Source organism: Pseudarthrobacter sp. MDT3-1 (genome assembly GCF_054510755.1).
This window is the reverse complement of record NZ_JBTNDX010000002.1, coordinates 113,705-130,811: the sequence shown is the minus strand read 5'-3', so window position 1 is coordinate 130,811 and position 17,107 is coordinate 113,705. Positions and strand designations below refer to the sequence as shown.

Sequence of the window (17,107 nt, the reverse complement as noted above, 5' to 3'; positions counted from 1 at the left end):
TATGACGGACGTTGCCACACGCTTGACCGGTGCCGGACGTCAACCGCACGCACGCTTCTTATGTAAACCTGACGACCAGCTATGAGGTACCGAGTTTGTCCCGTCCTACCAGCCCCATCCCGCCCGGAAGACCCCCCTCGCGACGCGGGGCCCTAACGCCCACGCTGATTGTTGTTGCCATCGCAGTGGTGGGCTTCATCCTCTTCGCCAACGTGTGGACTGACGTCCTCTGGTACCGGCAGCTCGGCTACTTCGAAGTGTTTGTGACAGAAAACCTCTCGCGGATCGGGATCTTCCTCGCCGGCTTCGCGCTTATGTTCCTGGCCGTCTTTTTTGCCATCCGGGTTGCCTACCACGCACGGCCCGTGTACGCGCCGGACTCGGAGATGCGCGACAACCTGAACCGCTACCAGGCCCAGCTTGAACCGGTCCGCCGCGTCGTTATGGTGGGCCTGCCCATCCTGTTCGGGCTGTTCGCGGGCAGCGCCGCGGCCAGCCAATGGCAGAAAGTGCTGTTGTTCTTCAACCAGGAACCGTTCGGCCAGAGCGATCCTGAGTTCGGCCTGGACATCAGCTTCTACCTCATGACTCTTCCGTTCCTGGGATTCGTCACAGGCTTCCTGATCAGCGTGGTTGTGGTGGCCGGCATCGCCGGAATCCTCACCCACTACCTCTACGGCAGCATCCGGCTGATGGAACGCGGCGTGTTCACCAGCCGCGCGGCACAGATCCACCTCGCGGTAACCGGCGCAGCCTTCCTGATCCTGCTCGGCGCAAACTTCTGGCTGGACCGCTATGCCGCCCTTCAGGGCAACGGCGGGCGCTGGGCCGGTGCGCTGTATACGGACGTGAACGCCGTGATCCCCACCAAGGCGATCCTCGCCGTGGCGGCAGGCTTGGTGGCCATCCTCTTCATCGTTGCGGCGGTCATCGGCCGCTGGCGCCTGCCGGTCATCGGCACGGCCATGCTGATCATCACCTCGATCCTGGCCGGCGGCGTTTACCCGTGGGTTATCCAGCAGTTCCAGGTGCGGCCTTCCGAGCAGACGTTGGAGAAGGAGTTCATCCAGCGCAACATCGAGATGACTCGGGCGGCCTACGGCCTGGACCAGATTCAGGTGGACCGCTATGACGCGACGAACACTGCCAGCACCGGGGCGCTGGCCCCGGACGCCCAGACCACGGCCAACATCCGGCTCCTGGACCCCAACCTGATCTCCGATGCGTTCTCCCAGCTGGAGCAGTACCGCCCGTACTACCAGTTCCCGGAGGCACTGAACGTCGACCGCTACGAGGTGGACGGCAAGATCCAGGACACGGTCATCGCCGTGCGTGAGCTGAACCCGGCGAACGTTGCCACCAACCAGCAGGGCTGGCTCAACCAGCACGTCGTCTACACCCACGGCTACGGCGTGGTGGCGGCCAAGGGAAACAAGTTCACCGTCGACGGCAAGCCGGAGTTCCTCCAGTCGGGTATCCCGTCCACCGGTGTACTTGGCGATGACTCCACCTACGAGCCGCGGATCTACTTCGGCGAAGACTCCCCGGAGTACTCCATTGTCGGGGCGCCTTCGGGATCACCGCACCGCGAACAGGACAGGCCTTCCGGCAAGGAAGGGGACGGGGAAACCCAGTACACCTTCACCGGCAACGGCGGGCCCAACGTGGGCAGCTTCTTCAACAAGGTCCTCTACTCCATCAAGTTCCAGTCCTCGGACCTCCTCCTCTCCGACGGAGTTAACGCAGAATCCCAGATCCTGTACGACCGCAGTCCGCGTGACCGCGTGGAGAAGGTTGCCCCGTACCTCACCGTTGACGGCAACTCCTATCCGGCCGTTGTTGACGGCCGCGTCAAGTGGATCGTGGACGGGTACACCACTAGCCAGTACTACCCGTACTCGCAGCAGGAGCAGCTCTCGGCTGCCACCGCGGACTCCCAGACCACTTCAGGCCGGACGGTTGCCCTGCCGAACAGCTCGGTGAACTACATCAGGAACTCGGTCAAGGCCACGGTCGACGCCTATGACGGCTCGGTGACCCTCTATGCATGGGACGATCAGGACCCCGTCCTGAAGGCCTGGCAGAAAGTTTTCCCCGCGTCCGTGAAGCCGTACTCGGAGATGTCCGGCGATGTTATGAGCCACGTCCGTTACCCGGAAGACCTGTTCAAGGTGCAGCGCGAACTGCTGGGCCGCTACCACGTCACGGAACCAGTGAGCTTCTACAAGAGTGACGAAGTATGGAGCGTGCCGAACGATCCCACCGTGGATACCGAAGTCAAGCAGCCGCCGTTCTACATGTCACTGCAGATGCCGGACCAGGAGAAGCCGGCCTTCCAGCTCACGTCGTCCTTCATCCCGCAGATCGTCAACGGCACTGCCCGGAACGTGCTCTACGGATTCCTGGCGGCCGACTCTGACGCAGGAAACGAGAAGGGCGTCAAAGCGGACAGCTACGGCAAGTTGAGGCTGCTGCAGATTCCGCCGGAAACACAGGTTCCCGGGCCGGGCCAGGCCCAGAACAAGTTCAACTCCGATCCCACGGTGTCCCAGGCGTTGAACCTGCTGAGGCAGGGCGCTTCCGAGGTGCTCAACGGCAACCTGCTGACTCTGCCCGTGGGCGGCGGCATCCTGTACGTCCAGCCGGTTTACCTCAAGTCGACCGGCGAGACGTCCTACCCCACCCTGCAGCGTGTGCTGGTGGCCTTCGGTGACAAGGTCGGCTTTGCGCCGACCCTGGACGGTGCCCTGAAGCAACTCTTCGGAGGCGACTCAGGCGCTGCCGCGGGCGACTCCGACAACACCGGCCAGACCCCGCCTGCTCCTGGCACCACACCGCCGGTAAGTGCGGGTGCCCAAGCTGACTTGAAGGCCGCGCTGGATGAGGCGAACGCAGCCATCAAGGCGGGCCAGGCAGCCCTGGCGGCTGGCGACTTTGCCGCCTATGGGGAAGAGCAGAAGAAGCTCGCGGCGGCCCTGCAGAAGGCTATTGACGCCGAGGGCAAGATCCCGGCGCCGGCCCCTGAAGCCACGCCATCGCCCGAGGCGACACCGTCGCCGGAAGCCACACCGACGGCGACGCCCTCGCCGGCGGCCAGCAACTAAGGGGTTTGACCCAGCGAGACGCACATCACGCCACCAGGATTTGGCCTCCCGTTCACCGGACGGTAGAGTTGATCTTGCGACGCGGGGTGGAGCAGTTCGGTAGCTCGCTGGGCTCATAACCCAGAGGTCACAGGTTCAAATCCTGTCCCCGCAACTGGCGAAAAGTCCGGATTCTGGAAACAGAATCCGGACTTTTTGGTTTAAGTGGACCCGTCCCAGGCAGGCAACCTCGGCGTCGTGGGGACCCTCAATCACGATTGGTTTTTACCTACTCCAAAGTACGGTAGTGTTGACCTTGCGACGCGGGGTGGAGCAGTTCGGTAGCTCGCTGGGCTCATAACCCAGAGGTCACAGGTTCAAATCCTGTCCCCGCAACCATGCAGAAGACCCCGACCGGCATAACGCCGGCCGGGGTCTTTTTTTGCCCGATTACAGCTGGTTCCTAGTATTCTCGTTCGCAAAGCGATTTGAGCACCTGGTCAGTCATTCTCGAGAGGAATGTTGTTCGATGTCCACACCCACGAAGAAGCCCGGCTCCTCCACGAGCAAGCGGTCAAGACTCTACTGGGGTGTTCCTGCCGCGCTCGTAGTGCTGGTGCTCGTGGTGCTGCTGGCCAAGTGGATGACCGGCCTTCCTGCGGTGGCCTCGTTCCTGGCTGACTATCCGGGCCATTCGGAACTGCCTGACGGCGCGCCTGTGGGATTCCCGGCGTGGCTGGCCTGGCAGCACTTCCTGAACGGCTTCTTCCTGCTGCTCATCATCAGGACCGGCTGGCAGGTGCGGACCACCACGCGGCCCAGCGGCCACTGGACGCGCAACAACAAGGGCCTGATCAAGACCAGGAATGCGCCCACCAAGATCACCTTGGAGCTTTGGCTGCACCTGACGCTGGACGCGCTCTGGATCCTCAACGGCCTGGTGTTCGCCATCCTGCTGTTCGCCACCGGCCAATGGATGCGGATCGTGCCCACGAGCTGGGACGTTATCCCCAATGCCCTCTCCGCAGCGCTTCAGTACGCCTCGTTGAACTGGCCCACCGACAACGGCTGGGTCAACTACAACGCGCTGCAGCTGCTGACGTATTTCGCCACGGTCTTCATCGCCGCACCGCTTGCCTTCATCTCCGGTATTCGGACGTCCTCCGCCTGGCCCAAGAAGGCCACCGCTCTCAATAAGGCCTACCCCATTGAGCTCGCGCGGGCCATCCACTTCTCGGTCATGATCTATTTCGTGGCGTTCATCGTGGTGCATGTCTTCCTGGTGCTCGCCACCGGTGCATTGCGGAACCTGAACCACATGTACGGCGGCAGCGACGACGCCGGCTGGTTCGGCTTCTGGGTCTTCGTCGCCTCGGTGGCAGCCATGGTGGCAGCCTGGTTTCTGGCGCGTCCCCTCTTCCTTCGCCCCATCGCCTCCCTGATGGGCAAAGTCAGCCGCTAATTTCCGGGCCGGTGACGTTGTCCAGGCCTTGCCGGTCCTCCCGAAGCCTCTGGTAGGTGGCCAGCGCACGCTCCCTGGACTCGGGGAGTCCCACCACGGGCGCGGGGTAGCCCTGGACATCGGGCTGCTTCCACGGTTCGTGGATGGCTCTGCGGTCCATGTGGGCGAGTTCCGGAATGAACTCGCGAAGGTACCGGCCGTCGGCGTCGAACTTCTTGCTCTGCGTGACGGGATTGAAGATCCGGAAGTACGGGGACGCGTCGGCGCCCGAGCCTGCAACCCATTGCCAGTTGGCGGGGTTGCTGGCTGCATCGGCATCCACTAGGGTGTCCCAGAACCATGCCTCGCCCAGACGCCAGTCGGCCAGGAGATTCTTGACGAGGAATGACGCCGCCGCCATCCGGACCCGGTTATGCATCCAACCGGTCTGCCAGAGCTGCCGCATCCCCGCATCCACCAGCGGATACCCGGTCCGGCCCTGTTCCCACGCCTCCAGTTCCGCGGCGGTGGGCTGCTGCCATTCGAAGCGGTCGAAGTCGGGCCGGTAGTTTCGGGTAGCCAGCTGGGGATTGGCGTAAAGCAGTTGCCAGCAGAACTCCCGCCAGCCCAGCTCGGACCGGAAGATCCCGACGTCGGGCGTCGCCTCGCGGGGGAAGTGGCGGCGGAGCTCGTGCCAGACCCGGAACGGGCTGATTTCACCAAAACGGAGGTGCGGGGACAGCCTGGAAGTGCCTTCCACACCGGGAATGTCCCGCCCAGTGCCGTAGTCCTGTGCGGGCCCGTCCAGGAAGTCCTCAAGCCTGCTGTGCGCTCCGGATTCCCCGGGCTGCCAGGTCTCAGCCAGTCCGCCGCTCCAGTCCGGGGACACGGGCAGCAGCGACCACTCTGTCAGCGCGTCGCTGGAGGCCTGCTTCATCGAACCGGCGACGGCGGGGGAGGGCAGGCGGGCCGGCGCATCCAGCGGCGGACGGGGCTCGCCGGACGCTGTGCAGGCCCGCCAGTAGGGCGTGAACACCTTGTAGGGACCGCCGCTGCCGGTGGTGATGGTCCACGGCTCGAACAGCAGGTTGGCCTGGAAGCTGGCCGCTTCGATGCCGTTCTCCGCCGCCCAGGCCTTGATGTCCGCGTCCAGGGACCGCTCGGGACCGCCGTAGCGGCGGTTCCACAGCACGTGCTTTGCGCCGGTCTCCTCGGCCAGGTCCCGGATCACACAGCTGGCAGGTCCGCGCCTGAGGATGAGTGCGGAACCGGCCTCAGCAAGCGCCCCCGCCAACGAAGTCAGCGAGTGGTGCAGCCACCAGCGGGCCGCGCCTCCCAGGGGACGGATTCCGGGGGATTCCTCGTCGAGAATGTAGACCACTGTAAGCGGCAGGCCGAGTTCGACGGCGTGGGAAAGAGCGGGGTTATCGTCCAGTCGAAGGTCATCACGGAGCCAGACGATGGAGGACGCAACGGGGGAGACCATGGCCTCCACGCTACACACCCGAGTCAGGAGCCGCACGGTCGTTTGCAGGTTTCTGTCCGGGCATGGCAGGGGCCGGGGTTCGTGATGAACCCCGGCCCCTGCTGCCCGCTCAGCGGCGGACGCGGCTGGCTACAGCTTGTCGAAGTCGGCCTCGTCGACTGTGGACTCGGACCGGGTGCCGGAAGCGCCGATGGCCGGCTTGGCCCCGCCGGACTTCAGGGCTGCCAGGCGTGCTTCGATTTCCACCTGCTCGCCGAGGTCTTCCAGCTGGTTGAACTGGGCGTCCAGGCTCGACGCGGCAAGCTCCTGCTGTCCGCGGACCTTGGCCTCTTCGCGGCGGATTTTCTCTTCGAAGCGGCCAACTTCGCTGGTGGGATCCATGAAGTCGATGCTCTTAATGGCATCATGCACCTGGGACTGTGCCGCGGCCGTCTTGGAGCGCGCAACCAGCTCGTTGCGCTTGCTGGTGAGTTCGTTGAGCTTGCCCTTCATCTGGTCCAGGCCCGACTTGAGCTTGTCCACTACCTCGGTCTGCGAGGCGATGCTCGGCTCAGCACCCTTGGCTTCGCTTTCCGCGGACATCTGGCGCTGCAGCGCTACCTTCGCGAGGTTGTCGAACTTCTCGGCGTCTACGCTGTCGCCGGCGCTGCGGTATTCGTCAGCCTTGCGAGACGCGGCGAGGGCCTTGTTGCCCCAGTCCTGGGCATTCTTGATGTCCTCGCGGTAGTCATCCTGGAGCATACGGAGGTTACCGATGGTCTGGGCGACTGCGGATTCAGCCTCCGCAATGTTGTTGGTGTAGTCCCGGACCATCTGGTCCAGCATCTTCTGCGGATCCTCAGCGTTGTCCAGCAAAGTGTTGATGTTTGCCTTTGCCAGCTGTGCGATCCGGCCGAAAATGGACTGCTTAACCATGGTGTTACCTTTCGTCCTGCTCAATGGTGGCCACTGAGATCAGTGAACAGTTGTTGTACCGCTTCTTTTCGCCTGCAGGTTGGTTCCTGTTGGCGCCTAGCTTTGTCGGATCAGAAACTTCCCGAGTCTCCGCCGCCGAAATCTCCTCCGCCGAAGTCCCCTCCCCCGGAGTCACCGCCCCAGCCGCCACCATCGCTGTGGCCTCCGCCCCAGCCTCCGCCGCTGCCGCCGTTGAGGATGGAGTTGATGAGGATACCGCCAAGGATGGCGCCACCGAGGCCGCCACCGCCTCCGCCGCGCCCGCCGAACATGCCACCGCCGCCGAACCCCTGGTTGGCGTAGCCACCAAAGTTGTCGACGTCTGCCTGGGCCAGCTGCGCTGCCTGGGCCGCGAGGGCGTGGGCCTGCTGGGCGTATGTGAGGGCAGTAACCGGATCGTTGCGGGAGATGGACAGCGCGTAGTCGAGGTTGCGCTGGGACTCGGCGAGCCGCGTGCGGGCCTCGGTGCCTACGCCGCCGCGGCGGGCGGTGATGTAGTCCGACGTGGCACTGATCTGCGCCTGCGCCGACATGATGGTCTGCTGCAGCGACGCCTGGGCACGGCGGGCCTGGTCCTGCTGGTTCCGGATGCCGGTGAGGGACTGGTCCAGGGCCTGGTGCGCTGTTTCAACGCGCTGCAGGGTGGCGATGGGATCGATCTTTCCGCCCTGGATTTCGGCCTTGACCTGGCCCAGAGCGGCTTCAACACCGGCAACCGGGCCAGCCAGTTCGGGGTGTTCGCCGGACTGGATCATGGCCTTCGCCTGCGCGAGGTCCTGGGAGGTTTCAACGACGGCCGCCTCCAGCCCATTGCGGGCCTCGTCCAGGCTGGTGGACACCTTGGCGATGGCGTCCAGCAGAACGTTGGTCTGGTGCAGGCTCTCTTCAGATGCCCGCACGGCGACCGCGGCGAGGCTACCCTCGCCTGCGGTGAGCTTCTCCTGGGCGGTGGCCGTGGCATTCTGCACAAAAGCCAGCCGTTCCTTGGCCTGGGTGATGTTGTCAGCGACCTGCACCAGAGCGCTGTCCGCGTACTTGGCGCGCAAGGCCGTCAGTGACTGTTCGGCGCTGGCGATCTTGGCATCGGCTTCGTGGGCTCCGGCGCTGATGGCTGCCAGTGCCTGCGGGGCGTTCTTCTCGAGCTCCCGGAGCGAGTCGAAGTCGGCCTTCTGCTCCTGGAGCGAGCCGAGCGCTGCCTCTGAACGGCGGATGATCTCGCCGAGCCAGCTGCGCTGCTGTTCTTCGGTGTCCGGGATGTGGTCGTCAAGCTGCTGCTGGAGCTTGAAGGATTCGGACATGTGGGCTTTGGCCTCGGCCAGGGCCTTGGTGAAGTTCCCCACCGCGGCATCGCCATACTGGGCCTCCGCGAAGCCGAGTTCCTGTTCGCTGGACTTGATAGCGTCGTCGGCCTCGATGATGAGGGAACCGCTCTTGCGCCGGAGTTCCTCGATGCTGAGCGAAGCCAGCGGATCGAGCTCGGCACCCTGGGGACCGTAGCTGGCGCTGGATGCCAAGGCTGCCTTTTTGCGCTTGTTGCGGAAGTAAAGGTACGCGCCGGCCCCACCGGCAACTGCAATACCCGTTCCTACCAGGACCGCAGCCCCGGCGCCATCACCCGAGGGGACATTGCCGCTGCCGCCGCCTGCCGCATCCCCGATGGCTCCAGCGGTGTCAATGGCAGCCTGGGCGAAGTCCCTCTTGCCGCCAGCCAGGTTGGCTGTGACGGCGTTCTGGCTGATGGCTCCCTGTTTGGACTTGATAGGGCTGGCAGAGTTCAGGACGAAGCTGAATTTGCCGTCATCCTTGGCTATCGCCAGGACGGCGTCGGACCTGCCCATGCCCTTGTTCGTCGCAACGGCCGCGGCCCAGTCAGCTGGAACGGTTGGGTTGGTGAACGTGTCCACGGTCACCACATAGAGGTTGTACTTGTGGTCCTTCAGGAGCTTCTGGATGGCTTCCTGGACCTCGCCACTGCGTCCGCCGAGAACCTTGGCGTTGTCCACAATGTTGGTTCCGGGTGGGATGGTCACCGGGTCTTCAGCCCAGGCCGCGCCGGCAGGAACCGCTAGCAGCCCGGTCAGGCCGATCACGGCGAGGATACGTTTGAACTTTGACCGCATGTGCAACCCTTCAGCACGCCTGACACCGATTCGGGACGAATAAGCGTCTCAGAATGCAGCAGCGCCCCCACGCGTGGTGTAAAGCCGCAGGTCGCTGTGGCATTTCCTTTTGATTCTATGGTGCACCTCTTGGTGCGTCCACAGCGGCGAATATGCCACCAGCGAAACCCTTGGAAGTGCCTGTTGGCAGCGGAATTCGGTCTCCCAGCAACCTCCCAGCCAACGTTCGTCCCAGTTCCAGCCAGACGGTACATAGTTAATGCAGACGAGGATGAAAGGAAGTCCAATGACTGAGAACCCAACCCAGGGTGCAGCGCCGGAGAACCGCAATCCGGATGAGAACCGGAATGCGGACCAGAACCCTGCGGAGGTCCGCAGTGACGCTGTCGGTCAGGCTAATACGACCGAGCAGCTGGACCGATCCGGGGCACCCGACAACCCCACCCAGCCGCTGCCGGGTGCACCCCGTCCGGTTTTTCCTCCCCGCGAGCCCTTATACGGCCAGCAAACGCCGGGCCAGCAGGCTCCCGGCCACGAGTACGCCCAGCACGGGGCGCATTCGGCAGCGCCCGGCGGCTCTGCGGGTCAGCACAACCCGGGTCAGCACAACCCGGGTCAGTACGGAACAGGCCAGTACTCCCCGGGCCAGTACAACGCTGCCCCGAACCCGGCCGACGCGCCCCGCAGGAAAGCCTCCTTCGGCGTCGGGACCCTGGTGGCAAGCATCCTGGCCGCAGGCCTTGTGGGTGGTGGCGTGGCCACGGTCGGTTCGGGCAACCTATTCAACAATGGCTCGCCGTCGGCCGCGAGCAGCGGCAGCCAGTCTGAGACCGTGATTGTTAACAACAAGGACGACGTCAACGCCATCACGGCCGCGGCGCTCAAGGCGTCGCCCAGCGTGGTGACCATCAGTGCCACGAGCGGCAGTTCGGGCGGCACAGGCTCCGGCATCGTTATGGACAACGAAGGGCACATCCTGACCAACACCCACGTGGTGACGCTCGATGGCCAGAGCGCCAACGCAGCCCTGGAGGTCCGGACCAGCGCGGGCAAGGTCCTCAAGGCCACACTGGTGGGCACTGACCCCCTCTCTGACCTTGCCGTCATCAAGGTGGACGACGCGTCCGGGCTGACCGCAGCCACGCTCGGTGACTCGGGCAAGCTCAACGTCGGCGACACGGCCATCGCCATCGGCTCCCCACTTGGCCTGACCGGAACAGTCACTGACGGCATCGTCTCAACCCTGAACCGGACCATCAGTGTTGCGTCCTCGGCGGCACCGAAGGAAGGCGACACTTCCCAGGGCGGCGATCAGGGCTTCCAGTTCGCCCCGCCAAACGGTGGCCAAGGCCAAAGCACCGCCAACCAGGGTTCCATCTCCATCAACGTGATCCAGACTGATGCCGCCATCAACCCCGGCAACTCCGGCGGAGCGCTGGTCAACAGCAAGGGAGAGATCATCGGCGTCAACGTCGCCATCGCGTCCGCCGGCTCCGATTCTTCGACCACCGGCGGAAATATCGGAGTGGGCTTCAGCATCCCCATCAACCACGCAAAACGGGTGGCACAGGAGATCATTGATACCGGCAAGGCCTCCCACGGCCAGTTGGGTGTCAGCGTCAAGGAAAAGTCGTCCAGCAGCTCGTCCTCGGGCTTCTCCGTAGGTGCCGACGTGGCAACGGTAGAGCCGAATTCAGCTGCCGCAAAGGCCGGTATAAAGGTGGGCGATGTGGTGATCAAGTTCAACGACCTGGTCATCAGCGAGCCTAACCAGCTCACAGCGGCCGTCCGTGAGCAGGCCGGCGGCTCCACCGTCAAGCTCACCGTCCTGCGCAACGGCCAGGAGCAGACGCTGGACGTCACGCTCGGCACCGCGGCGGACCAGTAGGGCCTGAACAGCAGAGCGCACGGCAAACAATCCACGACGACGGCGGAGGTCACCAAAGGTGACCGCCGCCGCCGTCGTCCGCGTTCCCGTGCGCCCGGGCAGGGCCGTGACACAGGCGTTAACGGGACGGCAACGGGGGACGGCTATATGGTTAGCTAGGATCTACCCGTACCCCGGGCGTTCCGAGGCCATGACCCCATCCGGCTGGCTGTCCACAAGCATGGAAGGCTGCTGTAAATACAGTGGAAGAGACATTGAAGATCATCGTCCTGGTCAAGCATGTACCGGACGCACAGTTCGACCGACACCTCACCGGCGAGGGCTACACTACGGACCGTAACGAAAGCATCCTTTCCGAGCTGGACGAATACGCGCTGGAGGCGGCTTTGCAGCTGGCTGAGGCCCGCGGTGGCGCCAAGGCCGGCAACCAGGTCATTGCGCTGAGCATGGGCGCGTCCGGTGCCGTGAACGCGGTGAAGAAGTCACTCCAGATGGGCGCCACCGAAGGTGTGCACCTCACGGACAGTGCCCTGGCGGGCTCAGACGCCGCCGCCACTTCGCTCGCGCTCGCGGCCGCCATCCGCCATATTGGCACCGGCGCTCCGGTGGACCTTGTCCTCACGGGCATGGCGTCCACCGACGGCGAAACGTCCCTGGTCCCGGCCCAGCTCGCCGAGCGCCTCGGTCTGCCGCAGGTCACCTTCGCGTCCTCGCTGACGGTCGACGGCGGCCGGCTCACCGCGCGCCGCGACGCCGACACCTACTCGGAGACCGTCGAAGCTTCGCTGCCCGCAGTGGTCTCCGTGACGGACCAGATCAACGAGCCGCGCTACCCCAACTTCAAGGGCATCATCGCGGCCAAGCGCAAGAGCATCACCACGCTGTCGCTGGCCGACATCGGAGTCGATCCCGCGCACGTGGGCCACGCCGGATCGTGGACCACAGTGACCGCTGCCGAGGAACGCCCGCCGCGCACCGCCGGAACCATCATCACCGACGAAGGCGACGCCGGCATCAAGCTCGTCGACTTCCTGGCCGCCCAGAAGCTGCTCTAAGAGGGATCACAGACATGGCAAACGTACTCGTATTCATTGACAACCCCGGCGATGCCCTGAAGAAGAGCACCCTCGAACTGCTCACCCTGGGACGTTCCCTGGGAGAGACCGCTGTTGCCGTGAACGGCGATCTGCACCAGGATGTTTCGGCCACGCTCGCCGAATACGGCGTCACCGCCGTTTTCCGGCCCTCCGCCCAGGACCTGGATGACTACCTTGTCTCGGCGAAGGCAGCCTATCTCGCGGCCGCCGCGGGTGCCGCCAGTGCCGGCACGGTCCTCCTGGACAACTCGCCCGAAGGCAAAGAGATCGCGGCGCGGCTCGGCATCCGGCTCAACGCCGGCGTCATCACCGATGTTGTGGCGGTCGACGCCGACGGTACAGCCCACAAGTCGGTCCTCGCGGGGTCCTACACCACTTCTGCCAGGGCCACCACGGCGGTTTCCGTGCTGACGGTGAAGGCCAACAACGTCACGCCGGAGCCGGCCTCCGTGGCTTCCGCCCCGGAGACGTCCACCGTCGAAGTGCCGGCGGACGGCACGGCCACGGCAGCCCGCATCACCGCCCGCGAACAGAAGGCGGCCAGTGGACGCCCGGATCTGTCGGACGCCCGCATCGTGGTGGCCGGCGGACGCGGAGTGGACGGCGACTTCGGCCCGGTGGAGCAGCTTGCCGACGCCCTCGGAGCTGCCGTCGGCGCCTCCCGTGCGGCCACGGACGCCGGCTGGATCAGCCACGACGCCCAGGTAGGCCAGACCGGCAAAACCGTGTCGCCCCAGCTCTACATCTCGGCAGGAATTTCCGGTGCCATCCAGCAGAAAGCCGGGATGCAGACAGCAAAGGTCATCGTGGCCGTGAACAAAGACGCCGAGTCACCAATCTTCGAAATCGCCGATTTTGGCATCATCGGGGACCTCTTCGACGTCCTTCCGCAGGCCACCGAAGAAATCAAGAAGCGAAAAGGCTGACCCTTGGCCCACTCCGCTGCCTCAGCACAGAGCCCGTTCAACCCGGACATCCACCGGGTTGGGCGGGTGCTCTGTTTCGCCGCCCACCCGGACGACATTGACTTCGGTGCGGCCGGCACCATCGCCGCCTGGACGGCCGCCGGCATCCAGGTCAGCTACTGCATCATGACCGACGGCGACGCCGGCGGCTTCGACCCGGCGCACCGGGCGGAGATCATCGCCCTCAGGGCGGCCGAGCAGCGCCGGGCCGCCGAACTCGTGGGCGTGACTGACCTCCGCTACCTCCATGAGCGCGACGGCTACCTCGAACCGACGCACGAGGTGATGAAAGGTGTGGTGAAGCTGATCCGGGAAATCCGTCCCGACGTCGTGCTTGCCATGCATCCGGAACGGAACTGGAGCCGCCTGCAGAAGAGCCACCCGGACCACCTTGCCGTGGGTGAGGCCGTGACCCGGGCCGTCTACCCTGCAGTCGAAAACCCGTTCGCCTATCCGGAACTGGCTGAGGCAGGCCTCGCCGCGTACAAGCTGCCGTGGCTGTGGCTCTACGCCGGGCCGGACGAGCGGGATAACCATTTTGTGGACGTCACCGACCATGTGGCCGCCAAGCTTGAGGCGATCCACGTGCATGTGAGCCAGCATCCCGACGTCGGCGCCATGGAATCTGCGGTGCGGAATGGCATGCACGTGACTGCCCGGCGTGCGGGGTTTGCCGAGGGCCGCAGCGCCGAAGCCTTCCATGTGGTCGCCGTCAACGGCCCGGGGACCATCGCCGGCTTCTAGGACCGCCGGCGGCTGGGGCGGCCGGCCTCTGGCGCAGCCGCCCCCGGGCTCAGGCGCCCAGCGGTGCGGCAGCCACGGTGGGGAACGTCGGCGTGGCCGAACCACCCACGGGCTCCACGGTGATGCCAAGCGCTGCGGCGGATGCAATGCCCTTCACTACAGCAGGCTTCGACAGGGCTGCTTCGTCCATCAGGCCCTGGGAAACCGGTGCCGAGCCGTCCTTCGGGATCAGCCACATCTGGTAGACCTTGCCGGCAGGCGGCGCGGGCACACCGTTCATCTTGACCACCACGGCATCCTTCGACGACGAAATCAGCACCGTGGCGGTGCCGCCGGCGGAGACAGGTACGGATGCTTCGCGCACGTCGCCAGCCCGGACCACCTGGTTCAGGGGATCGTTCTGGTCAGCAATGTAGGCACCCACGCCCACTCCACCGAGGGCGATCACGGCGGCGGCTGCCACCGCGGTGAGCCAGCGGCGGGCGCCGGCAGGCCGGCGCCGTTCTTCCCGGCGGACCCTGGCGGCGGCGAGCTCATCCAGGGCTTCTGCAGACGACTGCTCGGCCGGCATGGCCGTGGTGGCGGGAGCCACGACTGTTATTGGCCCATCGGCAGGCAGCTGCGCGAGGGACGGCAACTGGGACACGATTCGTGCGAAAAGATCCGCGGGAGGTTCCGCCTCAGCCGTAAAGGACGCCGCGAGGGTCTCCCTGTCCTGGCGGACACGCTCAAGGAAGGCGCTGCGCTCGGCGTCGGGGGCGGCGGAGATGTAGCGGTCAATGGTGGCGCGTTCAGCATCGCTGATCGCGTCCAGGGCATAGAGCTCGGCGAGATCCACGGCCCGCCCGGATTCCAGGTCGGCGGCGATCTCAGTTCCGAACGAGCCGGGACGGCGGGTGCCTCCCTGACTATTCATTTCTGTCATCTCAACTCACCCCCAGACAGGTCTTCAAGCGGATCAGTCCGTCGCGGATGCGGGACTTGATAGTGGGTACTGCTGCGTTTAGCTTCTCCGCGACTTCGCGGTACGTGAGGCCGCCGTAGTAGGCCAGCCGCACGGATTCCTGTTGTGTATCGGTCAGCGTTTCCAGGCACCGGACCACCGCCTCGGCCTCCAGCCTGCTGTCCACCTCGGTGGAGACGGAGTCGTGGTCCACGTCCTGGCTGCTGGCGCCGTACTTGGCCTCACGGTCGGTGGCCGACTGCGAGGAACGGACCTTGTCCACGGCCCGGCGGTGCGAAATGGTCATCAGCCACGAGAGCGGGCTTCCTGCTTCCGGGTTGAACTTTGCGGCGTTCTGCCATACCTGGAGGAAAACCTCCTGCGTGGTGTCTTCGCTGAGTTCGGGATCGATGAGGACCCGCCGCGCCATGCCGAACACCCTGCGCGATGTCAGTTGGTAGAACTCGGCAAACGCGGCCTGGTCGCCGCCGGCTATGCGGGCGAGCAGCCCGGCCAAGCGCTTGCCGAGATCCGCCGGTGAGTTTGTAACTGCGGCCGGGGCCTCGGAGTTTGGCGCGTTGGGAGTTTCCATCACTACCCAGCATAAGTCGCCCGGCGGTGAAACCTGAGCATCGCGGCCGGTGCTGCCCCGGGGAAAGGGGAGAGCCGACGGCGCCGCCCGCCTCGTCGCTAGCCGTGTCACCTGCCCGCTCCTTCCTCGCCCTGGAATTGCTGTCAGGAGTTATTCGGTGCCGGCAGCCGTCCGGATGGGCAGCGGGCGCTCAGATCTGGGCGCCGGAAAATCCCTGTTGGCGCCAGGCCTCGTAGACGGCAATGGACGCTGCGTTGGCCAGGTTCAGGGAACGCAGGGACGGAAGCATGGGGAGCCGCACCGTGGACGTGACATGCGGATCGCTCTTAAGGTGCTCAGGCAGGCCTACCGATTCCTGGCCGAACATCAGCACATCGCCGGGGCGGTAGGCGATGTCCGCGTAGCTGGCGGTGCCGTCCGAGGTGAAGGCGTACACACGCTCCGGCTGCAGTTCGCGCCAGGCGTCCTCGATGCTTTTGTGGACGGTGACGACGGCGAGGTCGTGGTAGTCCAGGCCGGCGCGCCGGAGCTTGGCATCGGAGAAATCAAAGCCGAGGGGTTCCACCAGGTGCAGTTGGGCGCCGGTTATGGCTGCCAGCCTGATCGCATTGCCGGTGTTGCCGGGGATTTCGGGGGCATGGAAGAGGATTCGGAACACGGTCCAATCCTAGTCAACCAATCCGGGTCAACGGTTCAGTGCCCGCTTCCCAGCGCATGCAACGGTTCAGTGCATGCCGCGAAGCAGCCTGGCCAGCACGGACACATTGACGGTGTTGGGTGTGGGGCCGGAGGAGAGGAAGTGCTTGAGGCCGCGGACCAGGCCTGCCGCGTTCACCACCTGGATGGTTTCGGAGGTGCCGGCTGTTCGCCGGTGGCGGTCGATGACGGGTTCGTGGAGGTTGCCGTCGGCGCTGTGGATGACTGTCCAGCCGGTGACGTTCAGTTCCGGGAAGATGTCCTGCATGGCCCGGACAACGTGGGCCAGTTGCGGCGGCGCGATGGAACGTCCGCCGTGCCTCAGGGTTTGCCCGTCCCAGGCGTAGGCGCCCTTTGGCAGCAGCATGGACCCGATCAGCGCCAGCCGGTAGCCGGACAGGAGTGCGTGGTCGATGTGGCTGTTATCGGCCGGGGACTGCAGGCCGTTGACCAGCCGGGCCGCAGGAATCGCAGGCAGAACCTGGCGGGTGATGAGCTGCACCGTGCGCAGTTCGCGCTGGATTCGGGCCTCGGCGCCAAAAATACCCCGTTTGCGCGGCATCCCGTGGACCTGCTGGCTGGCCTGGGCGAACGGGATGAGCGGCACCGTGCCGGACGCCTCGAAAGCCGCGGCATCGTAGGGCGGGACATAAAGGGGCGGGTCGCCTGCGGTGTTCCGCGGCGTGGTGGTTCTGTGCACTGTGGCCGAGGCATGGCTGCCCGCCGCCGGCGCATCAAAGTGCGGCCCTGCGGCGGAATCGTCGGTGTTGCGGGCGGTTCCCGCGGCGTACGAGCGGTCGTAGGCCTTCCGGCGCGTGGGGTCTATGAGGGTTTCGTATGCTGCCGTCACTCGCCGGAAAGCAGCGGCGTCCCCGCCATGGTCAGGATGGGCCTTCCGCGCGGCCCGGCGGTAGGCCACCTTGATCTCCTTGTCGGTGGCCGTCACGGCGACACGGAGCACCTCGTAGTAGGAGTTGCTGCTCTCGGTCAAGCACTCATCCCTTTTCTTCGCTGGCCAGTCCACGGCATGCAGCCCGGTGGGCCCCAGTTTACGGCCTGCCCACACAACGTCTGCGCACGCCTCAGTGGTTCCCGCGG

13 protein-coding genes and 2 tRNA genes are annotated in these 17,107 nt (G+C 65.3%); 8 read left to right on the top strand and 7 right to left on the bottom strand.

Annotation, left to right across the window (positions count from 1 at the left end):
- Window positions 1-95: 95 nt before the first annotated feature.
- The 4 genes from ACX80X_RS01950 (at window position 96) to ACX80X_RS01935 (ending at window position 4,545) form a co-directional block, all read left to right on the top strand.
- Entirely contained in the window at window positions 96-3,104 is a 3,009-nt protein-coding gene (locus tag ACX80X_RS01950; RefSeq protein WP_252598259.1) for a UPF0182 family membrane protein, read from the top strand.
- A gap of 80 nt (window positions 3,105-3,184) precedes the next feature.
- Window positions 3,185-3,258: transfer RNA gene (locus ACX80X_RS01945), tRNA-Met, on the top strand.
- A gap of 147 nt (window positions 3,259-3,405) precedes the next feature.
- Window positions 3,406-3,482: transfer RNA gene (locus tag ACX80X_RS01940), tRNA-Met, on the top strand.
- A gap of 130 nt (window positions 3,483-3,612) precedes the next feature.
- The gene (locus tag ACX80X_RS01935) at window positions 3,613-4,545 is read left to right on the top strand and encodes a cytochrome b/b6 domain-containing protein (protein ID WP_459311069.1); all 933 of its coding nucleotides are present in this window, start codon (window positions 3,613-3,615) and stop codon (window positions 4,543-4,545) included.
- Here the strand turns inward: ACX80X_RS01935 and ACX80X_RS01930 are convergent.
- The 3 genes from ACX80X_RS01930 to ACX80X_RS01920 form a co-directional block, all read right to left on the bottom strand.
- A complete protein-coding gene (locus ACX80X_RS01930) occupies window positions 4,535-6,010 on the bottom strand; it encodes a cryptochrome/photolyase family protein (RefSeq protein ID WP_252614442.1) in 1,476 nt (491 codons plus the stop codon). The genes ACX80X_RS01935 and ACX80X_RS01930 overlap by 11 nt on opposite strands.
- Before the next feature lie 129 nt (window positions 6,011-6,139).
- Window positions 6,140-6,925, bottom strand: coding sequence for a PspA/IM30 family protein (locus tag ACX80X_RS01925; protein ID WP_056343844.1), 786 nt, complete (start codon window positions 6,923-6,925; stop codon window positions 6,140-6,142).
- A 110-nt stretch (window positions 6,926-7,035) separates the two neighbouring features.
- Window positions 7,036-9,084, bottom strand: a complete 2,049-nt coding sequence (locus ACX80X_RS01920) for a TPM domain-containing protein (RefSeq protein ID WP_252598256.1) — start codon at window positions 9,082-9,084, stop codon at window positions 7,036-7,038.
- A 286-nt stretch (window positions 9,085-9,370) separates the two neighbouring features.
- On the opposite strand from ACX80X_RS01920, the gene ACX80X_RS01915 reads away from it, so the two are divergent.
- The 4 genes from ACX80X_RS01915 to ACX80X_RS01900 all read left to right on the top strand — a co-directional run bounded on the left by ACX80X_RS01915 (window position 9,371) and on the right by ACX80X_RS01900 (window position 13,778).
- Window positions 9,371-10,972, top strand: a complete 1,602-nt coding sequence (locus ACX80X_RS01915; RefSeq protein WP_252598255.1) for a trypsin-like peptidase domain-containing protein — start codon at window positions 9,371-9,373, stop codon at window positions 10,970-10,972.
- A 254-nt stretch (window positions 10,973-11,226) separates the two neighbouring features.
- Window positions 11,227-12,027, top strand: a complete 801-nt coding sequence (locus tag ACX80X_RS01910; RefSeq protein ID WP_252609093.1) for an electron transfer flavoprotein subunit beta/FixA family protein — start codon at window positions 11,227-11,229, stop codon at window positions 12,025-12,027.
- 14 nt (window positions 12,028-12,041) lie between these two features.
- Window positions 12,042-12,995 (top strand): electron transfer flavoprotein subunit alpha/FixB family protein, encoded by a 954-nt coding sequence (locus ACX80X_RS01905; protein ID WP_252598254.1) that lies wholly within the window; start codon window positions 12,042-12,044, stop codon window positions 12,993-12,995.
- Between the two features lie 3 nt (window positions 12,996-12,998).
- Complete coding sequence (locus ACX80X_RS01900) at window positions 12,999-13,778, top strand: PIG-L deacetylase family protein (protein ID WP_252609040.1); 780 nt, start codon at window positions 12,999-13,001, stop codon at window positions 13,776-13,778.
- Window positions 13,779-13,827: 49 nt separating this feature from the next.
- On the opposite strand, the gene ACX80X_RS01895 is transcribed toward ACX80X_RS01900, so the two are convergent.
- The 4 genes from ACX80X_RS01895 to ACX80X_RS01880 all read right to left on the bottom strand — a co-directional run bounded on the left by ACX80X_RS01895 (window position 13,828) and on the right by ACX80X_RS01880 (window position 17,000).
- Entirely contained in the window at window positions 13,828-14,703 is an 876-nt protein-coding gene (locus ACX80X_RS01895; RefSeq protein ID WP_252598252.1) for an anti-sigma factor, read from the bottom strand.
- 1 nt (window position 14,704) lies between these two features.
- A complete protein-coding gene (locus tag ACX80X_RS01890) occupies window positions 14,705-15,313 on the bottom strand; it encodes a sigma-70 family RNA polymerase sigma factor (RefSeq protein WP_252598251.1) in 609 nt (202 codons plus the stop codon).
- A gap of 190 nt (window positions 15,314-15,503) precedes the next feature.
- Complete coding sequence (locus tag ACX80X_RS01885) at window positions 15,504-15,971, bottom strand: tRNA (cytidine(34)-2'-O)-methyltransferase (RefSeq protein ID WP_252598250.1); 468 nt, start codon at window positions 15,969-15,971, stop codon at window positions 15,504-15,506.
- A 66-nt stretch (window positions 15,972-16,037) separates the two neighbouring features.
- The gene (locus ACX80X_RS01880) at window positions 16,038-17,000 is read right to left on the bottom strand and encodes a J domain-containing protein (RefSeq protein ID WP_252614446.1); all 963 of its coding nucleotides are present in this window, start codon (window positions 16,998-17,000) and stop codon (window positions 16,038-16,040) included.
- Window positions 17,001-17,107: the final 107 nt, after the last annotated feature.

Coding starts and splice junctions, on each gene's coding strand:
- ACX80X_RS01925 (WP_056343844.1), bottom strand. CDS start 6,925: ATGGTTAAGCAGTCCATTTTCGGCCGGATCGCACAGCTGGCAAAGGCA.
- ACX80X_RS01895 (WP_252598252.1), bottom strand. CDS start 14,703: ATGACAGAAATGAATAGTCAGGGAGGCACCCGCCGTCCCGGCTCGTTC.
- ACX80X_RS01930 (WP_252614442.1), bottom strand. CDS start 6,010: ATGGTCTCCCCCGTTGCGTCCTCCATCGTCTGGCTCCGTGATGACCTT.
- ACX80X_RS01890 (WP_252598251.1), bottom strand. CDS start 15,313: ATGGAAACTCCCAACGCGCCAAACTCCGAGGCCCCGGCCGCAGTTACA.
- ACX80X_RS01935 (WP_459311069.1), top strand. CDS start 3,613: ATGTCCACACCCACGAAGAAGCCCGGCTCCTCCACGAGCAAGCGGTCA.
- ACX80X_RS01920 (WP_252598256.1), bottom strand. CDS start 9,084: ATGCGGTCAAAGTTCAAACGTATCCTCGCCGTGATCGGCCTGACCGGG.
- ACX80X_RS01915 (WP_252598255.1), top strand. CDS start 9,371: ATGACTGAGAACCCAACCCAGGGTGCAGCGCCGGAGAACCGCAATCCG.
- ACX80X_RS01905 (WP_252598254.1), top strand. CDS start 12,042: ATGGCAAACGTACTCGTATTCATTGACAACCCCGGCGATGCCCTGAAG.